Origin of the sequence: Vibrio sp. SG41-7 (genome assembly GCF_014164465.1) — a bacterium.
GTDB classification, from domain to species: Bacteria; Pseudomonadota; Gammaproteobacteria; order Enterobacterales; family Vibrionaceae; genus Vibrio; species Vibrio splendidus.
Genome location: NZ_JACJFF010000124.1, coordinates 1 through 14,890, shown reverse-complemented (window position 1 = coordinate 14,890; position 14,890 = coordinate 1). Strand labels below are relative to the sequence as shown.

General features: G+C 43.2%; 19 protein-coding genes and 4 pseudogenes. 2 read left to right on the top strand and 21 right to left on the bottom strand.

What is annotated here, in order from left to right:
• Positions 1-210: 210 nt before the first annotated feature.
• The 12 genes and pseudogenes from H5300_RS21920 to H5300_RS21870 form a co-directional block, all read right to left on the bottom strand.
• Positions 211-351, bottom strand: a pseudogene (locus H5300_RS21920) (MBL fold metallo-hydrolase); the annotation flags it as partial.
• Between the two features lie 123 nt (positions 352-474).
• Complete coding sequence (locus H5300_RS21915) at positions 475-1,086, bottom strand: RraA family protein (protein WP_182796899.1); 612 nt, start codon at positions 1,084-1,086, stop codon at positions 475-477.
• 61 nt (positions 1,087-1,147) lie between these two features.
• Positions 1,148-1,624, bottom strand: coding sequence for a GNAT family N-acetyltransferase (locus H5300_RS21910; protein ID WP_182796898.1), 477 nt, complete (start codon positions 1,622-1,624; stop codon positions 1,148-1,150).
• A gap of 216 nt (positions 1,625-1,840) precedes the next feature.
• Positions 1,841-2,050: a DUF3955 domain-containing protein gene (locus tag H5300_RS21905; protein WP_102566240.1), complete on the bottom strand. Its 210-nt coding sequence runs from the start codon at positions 2,048-2,050 to the stop codon at positions 1,841-1,843.
• Positions 2,051-2,285: 235 nt separating this feature from the next.
• Entirely contained in the window at positions 2,286-2,537 is a 252-nt protein-coding gene (locus tag H5300_RS21900; protein WP_102534714.1) for a hypothetical protein, read from the bottom strand.
• A 229-nt stretch (positions 2,538-2,766) separates the two neighbouring features.
• Positions 2,767-3,180 carry a GFA family protein gene (locus tag H5300_RS21895; RefSeq protein ID WP_050645193.1) on the bottom strand — a complete coding sequence of 138 codons (414 nt, stop codon included), beginning with the start codon at positions 3,178-3,180 and terminating at the stop codon, positions 2,767-2,769.
• Between the two features lie 76 nt (positions 3,181-3,256).
• Positions 3,257-3,391, bottom strand: a complete 135-nt coding sequence (locus tag H5300_RS28105; RefSeq protein ID WP_259397905.1) for a hypothetical protein — start codon at positions 3,389-3,391, stop codon at positions 3,257-3,259.
• Positions 3,392-3,601: 210 nt separating this feature from the next.
• Positions 3,602-3,940: a hypothetical protein gene (locus tag H5300_RS21890; protein ID WP_017083582.1), complete on the bottom strand. Its 339-nt coding sequence runs from the start codon at positions 3,938-3,940 to the stop codon at positions 3,602-3,604.
• A 160-nt stretch (positions 3,941-4,100) separates the two neighbouring features.
• Positions 4,101-4,709, bottom strand: a complete 609-nt coding sequence (locus H5300_RS21885) for a sugar O-acetyltransferase (protein ID WP_102497899.1) — start codon at positions 4,707-4,709, stop codon at positions 4,101-4,103.
• 96 nt (positions 4,710-4,805) lie between these two features.
• Positions 4,806-5,180: a VOC family protein gene (locus H5300_RS21880; protein WP_017099885.1), complete on the bottom strand. Its 375-nt coding sequence runs from the start codon at positions 5,178-5,180 to the stop codon at positions 4,806-4,808.
• 78 nt (positions 5,181-5,258) lie between these two features.
• Positions 5,259-5,984, bottom strand: coding sequence for a pseudouridine synthase (locus H5300_RS21875; RefSeq protein ID WP_182796897.1), 726 nt, complete (start codon positions 5,982-5,984; stop codon positions 5,259-5,261).
• A complete protein-coding gene (locus tag H5300_RS21870; RefSeq protein WP_099426160.1) occupies positions 5,957-6,118 on the bottom strand; it encodes a hypothetical protein in 162 nt (53 codons plus the stop codon). The genes H5300_RS21875 and H5300_RS21870 overlap by 28 nt, the downstream gene beginning before the upstream one ends.
• A 208-nt stretch (positions 6,119-6,326) precedes the next feature.
• On the opposite strand from H5300_RS21870, the gene H5300_RS21865 reads away from it, so the two are divergent.
• On the top strand, positions 6,327-6,728 hold the full coding sequence (locus H5300_RS21865; RefSeq protein ID WP_017083578.1) for a YkgJ family cysteine cluster protein: 402 nt from the start codon (positions 6,327-6,329) through the stop codon (positions 6,726-6,728).
• Between the two features lie 53 nt (positions 6,729-6,781).
• Here the strand turns inward: H5300_RS21865 and H5300_RS21860 are convergent, their stop codons facing one another.
• From H5300_RS21860 to glpT, 9 genes and pseudogenes are all read right to left on the bottom strand, one after another.
• On the bottom strand, positions 6,782-7,183 hold the full coding sequence (locus H5300_RS21860) for an NUDIX domain-containing protein (RefSeq protein ID WP_017097423.1): 402 nt from the start codon (positions 7,181-7,183) through the stop codon (positions 6,782-6,784).
• 205 nt (positions 7,184-7,388) lie between these two features.
• Positions 7,389-7,769, bottom strand: a complete 381-nt coding sequence (locus H5300_RS21855) for an STAS/SEC14 domain-containing protein (protein ID WP_182796896.1) — start codon at positions 7,767-7,769, stop codon at positions 7,389-7,391.
• A 113-nt stretch (positions 7,770-7,882) separates the two neighbouring features.
• On the bottom strand, positions 7,883-8,479 hold the full coding sequence (locus H5300_RS21850) for a class I SAM-dependent methyltransferase (protein WP_182796895.1): 597 nt from the start codon (positions 8,477-8,479) through the stop codon (positions 7,883-7,885).
• Positions 8,472-8,978 (bottom strand): annotated as a pseudogene (locus H5300_RS21845) (HAD family hydrolase). The gene H5300_RS21850 and the pseudogene H5300_RS21845 overlap by 8 nt, the downstream one beginning before the upstream one ends.
• A gap of 43 nt (positions 8,979-9,021) precedes the next feature.
• Positions 9,022-9,521: pseudogene (locus H5300_RS21840) on the bottom strand (GNAT family N-acetyltransferase).
• A 39-nt stretch (positions 9,522-9,560) separates the two neighbouring features.
• Positions 9,561-10,505: a D-2-hydroxyacid dehydrogenase family protein gene (locus tag H5300_RS21835; RefSeq protein WP_182796893.1), complete on the bottom strand. Its 945-nt coding sequence runs from the start codon at positions 10,503-10,505 to the stop codon at positions 9,561-9,563.
• 93 nt (positions 10,506-10,598) lie between these two features.
• Positions 10,599-11,066: an ASCH domain-containing protein gene (locus H5300_RS21830; RefSeq protein WP_182796892.1), complete on the bottom strand. Its 468-nt coding sequence runs from the start codon at positions 11,064-11,066 to the stop codon at positions 10,599-10,601.
• A 261-nt stretch (positions 11,067-11,327) separates the two neighbouring features.
• Positions 11,328-12,380: a glycerophosphodiester phosphodiesterase gene (glpQ, locus tag H5300_RS21825; protein WP_405055146.1), complete on the bottom strand. Its 1,053-nt coding sequence runs from the start codon at positions 12,378-12,380 to the stop codon at positions 11,328-11,330.
• Between the two features lie 26 nt (positions 12,381-12,406).
• Positions 12,407-13,780 (bottom strand): glycerol-3-phosphate transporter, encoded by a 1,374-nt coding sequence (glpT, locus tag H5300_RS21820; protein ID WP_017083570.1) that lies wholly within the window; start codon positions 13,778-13,780, stop codon positions 12,407-12,409.
• Positions 13,781-14,340: 560 nt separating this feature from the next.
• Here glpT and H5300_RS21815 point away from each other — a divergent pair.
• Positions 14,341-14,772: pseudogene (locus tag H5300_RS21815) on the top strand (membrane lipoprotein lipid attachment site-containing protein); the annotation flags it as partial.
• Between the last annotated feature and the right edge of the window lie 118 nt (positions 14,773-14,890).

Sequence of the window (14,890 nt, the reverse complement as noted above, 5' to 3'; positions counted from 1 at the left end):
TACCTAGTTGGTTATTACAACCAGTATCGTCCACATCAATATAACGGTGGATTAACACCAAATGAGTCAGAACGACAGTTCTGGTTCCCTTATAAAACTGTGGCCAGTTTTACTTGACCACTTCAGTATCGATTAGCTCAGGAACTTGTTGAATGAGGTTCTTTAGTTTTTGTTTATTCATCGTGACTTAAACACTCAGTAATGGTGCGTTTGACAAAACGTATCGCCACTTCCCATATCGAACAAGATCTTTAGCGATTCAGTTTCAATATGCAGTGATAGTCCGCGCTCAACGGCTAAATCTTTCCTGTTATCCAGTCGAGAGTTATCAACCAGCGTCGTTATTTTCATAGTTCGTCGCAGTCCGTACGATCACTCTCTTCTCCATGGATGAATTTATTCGTTGTCGCCTAACGCCTGTTAATTGATGAAAAATGCCACGCGTTACAAATCAGATTGCTGCACCAATTAAGTTTATTGTTTCGCAGACGTTATTGCTTGGGCTATTTTAGCCCTATGACTCGTTTCCCACTCAGCGAGTGTTAAAGAAGCTTCGTCACTTGCTTTCTTTGAACCCATTAGAAACACTTCATCTTTTCTTGATTTAGGAATTACGACAATACCCTCTACATCAGCAACAATGATATCTCCCGTAGAGACCTTTGCTCCCCCGCAAGTGATTGGAGCGCCCAATTCAGAATAGATCTCTTTCTTTCCCGGTACTGGATGAACACCTTTCGCAAAAACTGGAAACTTCATATCTGAAATTTCACACAAATCTCGAATGACACCATCAATAATAAAACCTTTGATACCTCGACTCTTAGCGACTGCGCATACATTACCGTCGGCTACTGCATATTCGCTATCAACTCCATCCACTACAATGATGGAACCTTCTGGTGCTTCGTATATGGCTGAATGAAGCATTAAATTATCACCAGACGTTAACTGGACAGTAAACGCTTCTCCAAAAATTGGCGGCATTCCCTGCCAAAGAGGACCAATACTAAAATTAATAAAGTGGTCGTTACTTAGTATGTTTCCGTACTCGGTTGTCGCAAGTTTTGAAAAATCTGACTTCATATTTTCACTCCATGTTTGAATGAAACCTGCCGGTCTATGTATGTTGCTTGATATGTTGAGGCTACCCGCTTAGTTTCTTATACATATTGAAACCGGTAACCTCAAAGCCAACTTCTTTATACAACTTAAGCGCCCGCTCATTATGATATGCGACCCTCAGTTTTATTTGATTGATACCAATAGCAAGTAGTTGGGTCTCTAACGCAGAAATTGATTGAGTACCATAACCTAGGCCTCGATGTTCATTCGAAATGAAGAAGTCATAGATAAACGTAGATTTATCCCCAATATTGACTGAGTGCCAAAGGTAACCCACAAGCTTACGTTCACCATCGACTTCAACATCAATGCATAATAGCGAATGCTCATTGCTCTCTAGTCCGTTAGGGAAGCTGCGATGCAAGTCCTTCTTTGCCAATTTGACTGCAACGTCTAAAGAATGCCCATAGTTTCTAGCTATTTCCTGACTGTAATCATCAATAAAATACTGACAATATGCTGGATATTCGTCTTGGCGCATTCCTCTAAGTACTACCATATTCATCCTTTATAAACGTTGAATTCAATTAGTAACATAACGCCCGCTTGAGCAAATGGCAACGCTACCAATGATCTCAAATTTAACACCTAACCCACTGAAGTTAAACGAGTGGAAACACCAATACCGCCGCATGCCAAAATGCCAAGCGTACCGAATCGCGCCTAAGTTGTTTGTGATAACGAAACATCTTCGTTTACTCGTAGCTTAACTGGTCTACTGACACTTTCTATGTCTAACGAAGGTTACAACCAAAGCCACCAACGCAAGTAGCTCAAAAAGCCAAAATAGAGGAATAAGCCCGAATGGCTCAACCAACACACCATTTTCATCTACGTATGAACCTATGGTGTTATAAGCAATGAAACACAAAAGACCACTAATGCAGAAAAGGAAACTGATTTTATACTTACGGAGAAAATTCATCGGAGCCTCGACATTTGAATATCTAAAATGTCAGACACTTTGTAAGAGAACATGGTTCACTCGGATAGGCATAATTGGATAGACGAGTTATCGCCGCTTGAAGTAGCTGACATCGCGATCACCTCACCTCACCCATTGTGCCGAAAACACTAAAATTGATTCGAGCTGGAAATGCCAAGCGTTTAACATCACTCTTATATACCGATATGGATAATAGACACTTGTTATGTGCTTTTTATTGAGGCTTATCTTCTGGGTTATCACGATACCAGGCTTCGAGCAGTTCCCGACCATAGATGACTTCTGTCTGCATATGCATGTAAAGAAGGAATGCAGCTAATAGAAAACTAACTCCGTTCAACCACCTTAATGCTTGTTTACGCTCTGCATCATAGAAAAACATACTGACACCAACAAGCAAGAAAGGATAACAACCTATAAGAAGTAACAACCAGCCAAGGTAACTTGATATTGCCATATCTATCATTTCCGCCCCCTAAGAGCCATTAGAAAACTCAGTGTATATTAGGGTAACTATTCAGCTATTAGGAGTTCACATAATCGAGTTTCGAGGCACTTCAAGTTGGGGGTTGATGCTGGGATGTTAGGCGTGAGCACCACCTAACCGAAACCATTACACCGCAAACACAAAACTCGACCGAAACTAAAAAATGCCGAGCGTTGTGAATTAGTCTTAAGCTAATAAAAACTAAGTGCTACTCTCCACTTTCAAAGTGGGCAAATACTTCTGCGCCAGTCATATTTTGTGTTTCATTTTTAAATTCGTAGTATTCGGGCTTTTCATCGATGAATATTTGATGAGTTAACTTGTAGTCATCCCCAGACATCAATAACCCGACAGGAAGATGATACTGATTATTTGGCACTAAAAAGTAAAACAAGTGAGTACCACATTTACCGCAGAACCCTCTCTCAGCCCAATCGGATGACTTATATCTCACCACATTTGATTCACCTGATATTTTGACGGAATCAGAGCAATCAATGACTAACATCGGACCGCCAGACCAATTTCTACACATACTACAATGACAAGCCCCCAATTCATTACTGGCGTACTCTACTTCCAACTCAACCGAGCCACATAGGCACTTTCCTTTACCTTTCATGAATCCTCCAATCTTTGCAATGTGTGTAAATGAATAGCGGATAACGCTGCTTATACCGATGACTTAATAAGAAAGGCTATTTTTTGTTCCCCTTCTCCGACAGATACGCGGCATACTTTTTAGAGATCCATTTATGAATATGAAGCTCTGTTTTACGAACAAGATACCAATCTATCGCAACTAGAATCACCAAACCGATTACAGTTCCCATTACAAAACCCCCATGCTCATTGAAATGCCACTCTACCAAATAGTTAAGAAAGGCACCGTGAACCTAAACTAGATATGGATAGTTACTTTAACTCAGGAAGAATGACGAGGCATAACGCTTAGCTACGCTGTAAGTGGATGTATGCCATGTCTGAGCGAAGCGAGTTCGGCACGCGTTTACGATTCAGATTTAGGCACCTTGTTATATGTTTTACTTGCTAATATGCCAAGCCATTACGCCACTAGCAATAAGTAAAAATATACCTATCAATCCGACATTAACTGCAAAACTTACTTTATTAGTTTCGTCTTGAAAGTCATTGGTTCGGGACACAAGTTCACGATGAATCATTAACGACAAAAAGTCTTGATTAGCTGGATTGTTACCATCAAATGTAATGCCTGCCAATACAACAAGTAAAACCCCGCTATATGCAATGTAGTCAACCAAGTCTATTGTGGATAGGTAATCAAAAAAATTGCGAGAAATTAGCAGAGCTACCGAGATCACAACAAGATAAGCTAAAATCCCTTTGAGAAAACCCTTCATTGAAACTCCCTGTACATATAACAGCTATCAAACAGAAAAATTCTGCACTTAACTCCAGAATAATTCTGTCTAGTTTCTAAGATAGACAGGCAATATGCAACCAAGCCATTGCATAACAATGGCTTATGTCACAGCTAATTTAATGCATGTGAAAAGTCGTTTACTTTAGCTCATCTGGAATGCGGCGATCTTTGTGGTAATACTCTCGGTCGCGTTCGTTTATTTCGCGTACCACACGGCATGGGTTACCGACTGCGACGACATTAGCTGGGATGTCTTTGGTGACGATGCTGCCAGCACCTATTACTGAGTTTTCACCAATGGTGACACCAGGAAGTACGACGGTGTGCGCGCCAAGCCATACATTGCTACCAATACGAACGGGAACATTGAACTGCGCTGCTTTTAGCCTGAGTTCTGGGCTGATGGGGTGTGTACCAGTGGCAATGGTCACGTTAGGCGCAATCATCACGTTGTCGCCGATGAATACGTCTGTGTCGTCGACCAGAGTTAGATTGAAGTTCACGTATACGTTGTTGCCTAGGTGGGTGTGACGCCCCCAGTTCGCGTGTAACGGCGGCTCGATGTAGCAGCCCTCACCGACTTCGGCGAACAGTTGCTTCATGATTTGTTGTCGTTTATCCCCTTCACTAGGACGAGTGTGGTTGAAATCGTATAGCACTTCTAAGCATTGAGTTTGCTCAGCAACCAAGTCAACGTCGTCACAGTAGTAAACGTCTTGGCTGTGCATTTTAGCCTTTATATCCATGTTTGAACCTATTTGATCATTGCCTTATGTCGGCATAAATAAAGAAACAGATGGATAATTTGAAGTTTTCACTGGCCTCAATGCAAGTTGGATGAATCAGCGCGACCTGATGTTTTCAGCCACACGCCACAGCACACCACTTGGGTCAGTGATACAAAACTCAAGCATTCCCCAAGGCTGTTCAACAACCTCGGAAACGGTAACTTCAAATTCCGACACTACATTAGAGTTTTGGATGTGTTGATACCAACTTTTTACGTCTTCAACCAGCAAGTGCATCATGTAATTGTGACAGTGCGCAGGTTCATAAAAGTTTTGCAAAAGGAAGGCGCAACTACCGTGTCGTAGATAGGCGATATCGTGAAATTCAGACATCACTTCGAAGCCGATTGACTGGTAAAAACGCTTGGATAAATCGAAGTCTTTCGCGGGTACGAAAGACTTAATTTCTGAGACTTTGAGGTTTTCCATCCTACATCCTTATAGTATTGATATTCTGATCCTGACACGCTTAACGCTTTAAGTGTTTACAGCGTTTAATGAGAGCCCTTATTCAGAGTCCTGCTGAAATGAGTCGACTTCGGCTTTAGTTAGATAACGCCACTGACCTGCTTCAACATCTAAACGAACATCACCAATCTGCTCACGGTGTAGTCCAACAACTCGATTCCCTACCGCAGCAAACATTCGTTTTACTTGATGAAACTTACCTTCTGTAATGGTCAACAGCACTTCTTTACTGGTAATCACTTCGAGTTCTGCCGGACGCGTCAGATTTTGTTCGCCCTGCAATTTAACGCCCGCTTTGAACTTGTCAGCGACATCATCTTTGATACCTCGTGACAATGTCACGCGATACACTTTCTTACATGACTTGGTTGGCAGAGTGATGTTGAATGACCATCGCCCATCATCGGTAATCAAGACTAAGCCTGTGGTGTCGGCATCTAAGCGCCCTGCTATGTGCAGTTCTGATGCTTTGTCTATCTCAATGTAGTTGAACAGCGAGGGATAAACTTCATCTATATTGGAGCAAATAGTACCCGCAGGCTTGTGCATTAGGAGGTATCGAAATTCACGCAACTTAAGCGGCGTGCCATTTAATAAGATGGAGTTGCTTTCATGAACCTGAGCTGATTCATCGGTGACCGTCTCGCTGTTTACGTTCACCTCGCCATTATGGATGCGTTCAATCGCTTCAGGCTTAGTTAGGTCAGTGCTTTTACATAGGTATTTATCAAGGCGCATTAATCGTCGGCACCACATTTTGCGCATGGCTTATAAGTACGTTCGCCTTGAGCAATCACCACATAGTCTCGAACGCAGTTATCACATAGCGCCAACTTTGGGTAAGCGTCTTTCTGTTTCTTTGCGTTGATGTTGCCTTCGGTGGTGTATACGGTTCTCATTTTGATGCCTTGTTTTAATAACTTGCTAGGCGCAAATTGTATCACTGTTTACAGCCTTGTTTAGAGTGGTGGTGCATAGATAAATTGATTTTAAGCGCCGTCATTCCATGTTCTCGCCCCGTAACGGCTTAACCATGAACAACAAAGTCAACGTGCCACGCCTATCAGTGGTAAAATGATAAAAGCTCACCAACCAATGAAGTCACTAATGAAAAATTGTAATCAATGCGGGAAATGCTGTATCAAATACGGAGATGGTGACCTTGCCGCAACGCAAGAAGAGATTGATTTGTGGGAGTTGTTCAACCCAGACATCTTTGAGTATGTCCGAGGAAGCGAGATCTGGTTCGACCCTGAATCTGGTGAACGTTTAACTCGCTGCCCTTTTCTGGAGCTAGTTCCGACGAAAGACACCAAGGCTCAAGCCAAGTACACATGCAGCATCTACTTAGACCGACCAGAAGATTGCAGACACTATCCAAGCCTGATTAATGAGATGGTACGAGATGAGTGTGAAATGATTGAGGTGGTGGATTTACAAGACGCGAAGAAAGCTCAAAGGAAACTCGACCTGTTGATGAAAGACAGCCGCCCTTCAAGCTATTCGTAAGCGATGATCTTTTGAAGATCAATCTTCAGCATTAGCTAATAGCCGCTAAAACCTTAAGCCAAATACTGGTTCGCTTCTAACCAATCAAGCGCAACCAGTGCTGCCAATGAACATACTGCTCTGTCGTTGCCATCCACAAACTTAAGCTCTTCGATTTCAGCATCTGGAGACAGTTCTCCAGTATAATCAGCAAGATAACAAGTCAATTGCACTGATACGCCTTCCGCTTTACCATCAGCTTGGCCAGTAAAGGTCTCTACGTATTTGATGGAATCTGGTACTAAATCTACGGAGATCTCTTCTTTGATTTCGCGAACCAGTGCTTGCTCATCACTTTCGCCAGCTTCACGCTTACCACCCGGTAGGTAGAACAGTTCTTTGCCTTTTGATCTCACCATCAACAACTTGCCGTCTTTGATGAATATCCAAGCCAGCTTATCAATTACCTTATTCATGTTCTTAGACCTTGTTATTGTGTTTATTATTTTGGTTAGCACAACGTATCGCGCTAGGCGTATATTACATCCAGCAGTGAACATATTCTATTGAATCGAATTGGAGATATCATCGCCAAAACAAAAATAACAGCTTTCGAGACAATGCTCGTCTACTGTCATTGGCGTTGTTTAGGGATTGTTAGCTAGCTGTCCGCAGATAGAATCAATCGACTAGCCAATTAAGCGCAGAGTCATGGTCTTCGAATGACTTTATCTCACCAGACACAAACCAACCCCCTACTTTTGAAGCGAATTCTTGCCAGCTTTTGTCACCATAAATCGCGATTTTGTCTATCTTCGAATTGAGCTCTAATCCCAGTTTGAAATCATCCCAAGCAGCACGTAACTCCCAACCCGTTAAGGTGGAGATGTCGACCAGCATCTTGAGTTTCGATGAATCGAGTTCTTCTAGCGTGGTATTTAGAATTGGCATCATTGCTTGATAATCATCGTGTGTGAGTTTGCCTTTCGCTTTGAACACAACAATGGTTTCACCGCTAACACGTTCAATTCCAACCGATATTCCGTGACGTTCGATATTCATAGCCTAGCCCTCATAGTTGAAACTAGACTTAGCTTAGAGGATTAGACAGCAAAGAGATGAGAGGTTGACGTCAAAACAGACAAGCATCCGAACGAGTTTTAGTTACTGACATTTTAACAGCGCTTAATCGCAACAACCGAATAAGTGTGCCAATGCTTCATCCTACCCAGCGACGTGAGTGCTTGTTCGTCTCGCTCATGGAATCGTACTATCTCAAAGTCGTTGAATAAGCTAAGTACTTTGGCTTTTGTTAACGGCGTTGTTGGGGTTCGATAGCCATGTGCCCAACTGTCATCGACGCCCATGAAATCGCCCGCGAACACGCCTCCCACTTCAAGACAGTTTTCAATATTGTGCCAAACCTCGTCAAAACGGGTTGGATCAGCAAAAAACAGACTCGAATTGGCAATCACTACGCCAGATTTCGGGTAATCATAGTGTTCAAATCCACTTTCAGATATCTCGACCAAAGATTTGCGACCAAAACGATCCCGACATAGTGCAATCGAATCAGGATTAACGTCGAAGCCATACACTTGATACACTTGCTGTTCTAAAAAAGCGATGTCACTACCTGTTCCACAACCACAATCAATCGCAACATTTAAGCCTGACTCATTCAGTTTAGTTGCGTACTCAGTTCTCTTTAAATGAGGTTTGCTTAGTGCCTTTTGGTAATACTGACGCCAGATCTCAGAGTGATCATCCATGATACTTCTCCAATAGTTCGCTTAGGCTTTGAACTTGTACGATATTCGGATGCTCTGACTTAAGATCAGCACCTTCCGTGTTCAACCACACCGCTTTCAAACCCGCTTCAAGTGCTGGGTAAATGTCTTTCTCTAAGGTGTCGCCTACCATGGTGATATCTTGTGGTGCAACACCGAGCTTAGAAATAATGGCAGGATAGAACCCCGGCTCGAACTTAGAAAAGCCAATGCTCGCCTTACAAAAGTAACCCAAGATATATTGAGATAGGCCAACGTGCTCAAAGGCTCGAATGATGTCGTCTTTACTGGAATCACCAGCATTGGTGGCAACATAAACTTGGTGATTTTTGGAGAGTTCAGCCAGTAATGCACGAGCACCACTTACTTCTTGTACGGTTTCCTAGTCACACATCTTCCCTTGTGCGTCTGGGAAATCGACCATCAGCGTATTGCCCCAGTCGAATAAGACTATTTCTGTTAATTCGATTAGCTTTGTCATCTTGCCTCCTGCATACGATGAATTATCTAATGTTTAAGCGAACCTATAAAAACTTCTCGATCAGGATCTCGTCAAAGTATGGTCACCAATCTTACCGTGTTTCTTAGCCGTTCCGACGATTTCAAAACCTTGCTTAAGGTATACCGCTAACGCGCGCTCGTTGTCTGCTCTTACATAGGCGAACAGCTTTTCATAACCTTTGGCTTTGGCTGATTTGAATGTGTAATCAAATAACTGTTTTGCAACGCCCTGCCCACGGCTATTTGCATCAACATAAGTGCCAATAATACCAACGTGGTCAAAGGCCTTAGTGTAAGTAGCAAATGGTTCGACATTCTGAAAACCAAGTAACTGGTTGGTCGTTTCGTTGACTGCAACGCTGAACACACCACGTTTTGGGAACGACTCAATGAATCCTTTTTCTTCATCAACAGTAAAAGTCTGATCCAAGATCGTATAACGCGCTTCAATAATGATTGGATTCAATACATCAATAATGCCTTGTGCATCTTCTACAGCGACTTCTCTGATTGTTAAGCTCATACTTCTCTACCTTTTTATTGCTTTGGGCAGATTCTATCGCTATATGCCATCCCTTTGATAGGACAGAATGTTGTCGAAGGCGATATCGAAGTAGAGTTCGTAGCTATTTTGTTCAACATAGCCCAAATGTGGAGTCGCAGTGACGTTTGCTAAGAACAGTAGCGGTTCAGTGTCTGTAGTTACTGGCTCACAATCGAACACATCAATAGCGGCAGTTTTGGTCGGTACCTCGCGTAATTCATGATACAGAGCCATCGGTTCGACTAACTCGGCACGACTGATGTTCACAAACAATGAGTTCGGCTTCATCAAGCTAAGGTCGTGTGCCGTAACACATCCTCTGGTGACATCATTCAAACGCAAATGCAAAGAAAGCACATTAACTTCTCGAAAGAAGTCTTGTTTGGTTGTTGCTGCTTCTAATCCATCCGCTTGTGCTTGATCACGTGAAGCTTGGCTGCCCCACACTACCACAGACATCCCAAATACTTGGGCATATTGTGCAATGCATTTGCCGATCTTGCCGTAGCCCCAAATACCAAGCTTCGAGCCCTTCAAAGTTCGACCTAACCCTAGCGAGCCAGAATCTTGCCACTGGTTTTGCTTAAGGTTTGAAGCATAAGTGGGAATGTGGCGCGATGCAGCCATAATCAACGCCCAGCATAATTCAGAGGGGGCGACTGGCGAGCCTCGGCCTTCTAACACAGTAACACCAAATCGTTCGCACATTTGTGGGTCGATATGATTACTCACTTTGCCCGTCTGGCTAATGAGCTTGAGGTTTGGGAGCTGCGATAACAAAGATTCGGTGATCTCGGTTCTTTCACGAATGAGTACAATGGCTTCAAACGAGATCAACTTAGCGACAAGATCTTGCTCTGAATAAGTTTCGGTAAATACAGTGACATCGTGTTGTTCGAGTTTGTTGAAGCAATCGAGGTCTTTAACGACGTTCTGGTAGTCATCCAATATCGCTATTTTCACATCACTCTCCTTGTGATTGTTAGTTATCTTGTATTGGTCAAATGAAGATCAAAGTGCCATATATCGAGATTCAACACGGCACTCGCTGGGGCTTCACTGTTGATAAACTACTTTGAAGCGCTCTAACATAAGTAACATGTCTTCACTTGGTGATATCTTGAGTTCTTCACATTCACGTGAGAAGAAATTCCAGTGTGCTTTTCTCCACCATTCTAGTGTTTTGTCACCCTCGCCTTCTGCAGCAGCAAACTCCGCACTCACTTCGTTGTATTTGCACGACGACACCGACGTGATCTCAACGATACAGACGGGCTTGCCATCCCAATCGGTGACGACTTGCAAGTGACCAACTACTGGTCTCGTCTCGCCTTCATGGCTGTACCAATGTTCAAGGCTGCAGGACGCTTGTTTTTCACCTTTGAGAATCAACTGAGCGCAGAGGTTGGCGTTGTATTCATCAGCACAGTAATAATCAGCACTAAAGGAGGTATATTGCGAAGCAACGTCTACTGGCAATGTGTTGAGGTAGCTATCGAGATAAGCTTTGCTTCTTTCTTCCATGATCTTTCCAAATTCAATATTAGGTTGAGCCGATAAACACTTATAGATTAAGCATCTGGCTGCATTGGGAGTAACCTATCAAGTCAGGTTATTGCTGTAAACCGAGTGAATATCAAAGTGTGGGCTGAGAAAGAGGAATATCGGAAGGATTTCGAGGCCAGTACAAGAAGAGCCAAAAAGTAAAAAGAGCTAAAAGCGCCTTTAGGCTGTGCTTTTAGCTCTTCGTATCTCGTTACTAGTACCTCGTAACTGAGCAGGAAATTAACGTTTTAAGAAGTCGACTGCTTTGTCCGGGAAGTCGGTAAACACACCATCGACTTTTACTTGATTGTAAAAGACATCCAACATGCCATCAAAATTATCGGCATAAGCTGGGATTCTTCCTGGGTCAGCACGGAACGTGTAAGGGTGAACGTCTAAGCCCGCGTCTTTTGCTGACTTCATCAATGGTTTGATAATGATGTTATCTTTGGTCGATGCATCGTCCACCAGCATAGGTTTCCATGGGCCAATGCCATCAGCATAGCTAGCGACTTTTTCCATGCCGCCCTTCTCAAACATCCAGTCATAACTGTACGGCGTTGCTTTGTCACCTTGGTACGTCATGGTTTCGTTCCAGTCTGTGTAAGCCATCAACTGAACGAGCTTGAGATCCATTTCCATAGCTGGCATTAACTCATCATTAATGCGTTGCAATTCATTGGCGTCGAAACACTGCAAATACACTTTGTCGCCTTTCGATAAATACCCATATTGTTGCAAGGTCGCAAGCACAGCTTTAGAGATGTCTTTGCCTTCGTGACGATGGAACCAAGGTGCCTTAATTTCAGGATAGATGCCCACGTCATAACCTAAGGTCTTATTTAAGCCTTGGATCAGCTCGATTTCTTCAGCAAATGTAGCAACACGAAAATCAGACTGCCACATAGGGAAGCGTGCTGGGAACCCAGCCACTCGATTACCTTGGTCATCTAGGTTAAAGCCTTCAGTCACTTTTAATGATTTGATCTCGGCAAGCGTAAAATCAATCGCGTAATAGCGGCCATCTGCTCGTGCACGGTCTGGAAAGCGGTCAGCAACATCAGTGACGCGATCTAAATAGTGATCATGCAAAACCACCAATTGGTCATCTTTGGTCATCACTACATCTTGTTCGATATAGTCAGGTTTCATTGCGTAAGCGAGTGCTTTAGCCGGTAATGTATGCTCGGGTAAATAACCAGAAGCACCGCGATGTGCAATCACTAAAGGATCGGCGAACGCATTTGCAGATAAGCTAAGTGCTAATAAAGTCAGAGACAGTGACGTTGTTATTAGTATGGTGTGGTTCAGCTAATAAACTACTGAGTTAGCGCTTCTTTCTCTCGTTCGAGATCTTTTTGTTTATGGTGCGCACGCTCACCGAGGAAGGCGTAAAGCAGACAAATTATTGAAGCAACACAAGCTCCGACCAAAATCATGAAGCCGCCATCCCAGCCGTAATGGTCAACCATGAAACCAAGCACCGCATTGGCAGCAACTGCCCCGCCTAGGTAACCAAATAGACCCGTTAAGCCAGCCGCTGTACCTGCCGCTTTCTTTGGTGCAAGTTCAAGTGCATACAAGCCGATTAGCATTACTGGACCATAAATAAGGAAGCCAATCGCAATCAGTGCCAACATATCAACCGTTGGGTTACCCGCTGGGTTCAACCAGTACACCAACACTGCGACAGTTACGAGAACCATAAACAGGATCCCTGCTGGAGCGCGTCGACCTTTGAACAATTTATCTGAAATCCAACCACACAATAACGTGCCAGGAATACCTGCCCACTCATACAGGAAGTAAGCCCAAGAGGATTTATCTACCGAGAAGTCTTTTGCTTCTTTTAAGTAAACTGGAGCCCAATCAAGTACGCCATAGCGGATAAGATAAACAAACGCATTAGCAATCGCGATTGACCACAGTAACTTGTTAGAGAAAACGTACTTAAAGAAGATCTCTTTCGCCGTCATTTCTTTCTCGTGAGACGTATCGTAGTCGTCTGGGTAATCGTCTTTGTGTTCTTCAATCGGTGGTAGACCACAAGATTGAGGCGTGTCTCTTACCGTAAACCAAACGAAGATAGCAACGAGAGTGGCAAAAAATGCAGGAACATAAAAAGCGGTTCGCCAATCATCGTTAAAAGCCCACAGTCCCAATAAGAACATCGGGCCAATCAAGCCGCCGCCCACGTTGTGAGCAACGTTCCATACCGATACGATCTCGCCACGCTCTTTGCGTGACCACCAGTGAACCATGGTTCGCCCACAGGCTGGCCAGCCCATGCCCTGAAACCAACCATTCAAGAACAGCAGGATAAACATCGCAGTGATGCTGCCTGTCGCCCATGGCATGAAGCCGAAGCAGAACATGACCAATGCCGACATTAACAAGCCGCCACTGAGAAAATAACGAGGATTAGAGCGATCAGAAACACTGCCCATTAAAAACTTAGATAAACCGTAAGCGATGGATACTGCGGCTAAAGCAATCCCTAGCTCTCCTCGACTGTACCCTTGCTCAATCAGGTATGGCATCGCCAAACTGAAGTTTTTGCGGACTAGGTAGTAACCGGCATAGCCAACAAAGATGCCGAGAAAAAGCTGCCATCGTAATCGTGTGTAGGTGCTATCGATCTTATCGGTAGATAAGCGATCAATATGCGCCATAGGTTTGAATATTCCAAACATAGGAACCTCATGTGTATTGGGCGATAGAAATAAAATGCTCGAACGAAAAAAAATGTAGCGCTCATTCGAAAGCCTGGGAATTGTATGTGCTTCAGGATTATTTTCTGTGATAGAGATAGCCATTAACAATAAATAACCTTAAATACAGCACTTTAGTTTCATTTAATTAGACTGCGCTTCATGTTTTTGTTTGTTGATTTCTTATTTGAGGAAGGCATTTGTATATAAATCATACTTTCGAGTGAGCAATTTATTATCAATTTCACTTAACAGAATGTTCGGAACTTCAGTGTGGTAGTTATCAGATCAATAGATTGGCACACACAGAGCATGCATAGTGAATGAGTCAGAATATAAGCTTGCGCAATGCATAGCACAAATAACACATAGCAGATCGTGATGTATTGTATTTCTTTTCGTTTATTTATCGACCTGACCCGATTGTTTATTGTATGTCTCAAGCGATGCAGCAATGTCTATACACAAGGCGTGTACCCGTCACCTAGTAGTGAAGTTAGTCAGTGAGCATCTTACGAATTCAATAAACGATAGGAAATATCATGAACAAATCACTTATCGCACTCGTTCTTACTGCAGTTTTAGCAGGTTGTTCATCTAGCGGTGGTTCTGAACCAGCACAACCTCAATTTGATGGTGATTATGGTTTCGAAAACATTGACCCAGGTTTTGGTAACGGCGACCCATCTTTTGACGGTGATAATGGTTATGACAACGCAGACCCAACGTACGGCAACCCAAAAAATATTGCCGACAGAATTGATGAAGCTGATTTAGGTTTTGTTCATATCCCTGAATTGGGAGACATTCCTTTCTTTAACCGAGATGACAGCGATGCCCATGTCTCAGCCGTTCGAGAGCAGGTTAGCGACGAGCATACTCTCTACAGCATCTACGTGGATGATAAGCGTGTTGGTGAAATCATCATTCGTGACAACTATGTCACGGTTAGCTCTGGTGACAAGAATTTTTCTTTGCCAATTCAGACAAGGCGTTATTTATGACGCTCATAATTAATTCCAACCCCACAATATTGGCGTTTTAAATTTAGGCTTACATACATCGTAAGTTTCATGCATGGCTGAAAACAGG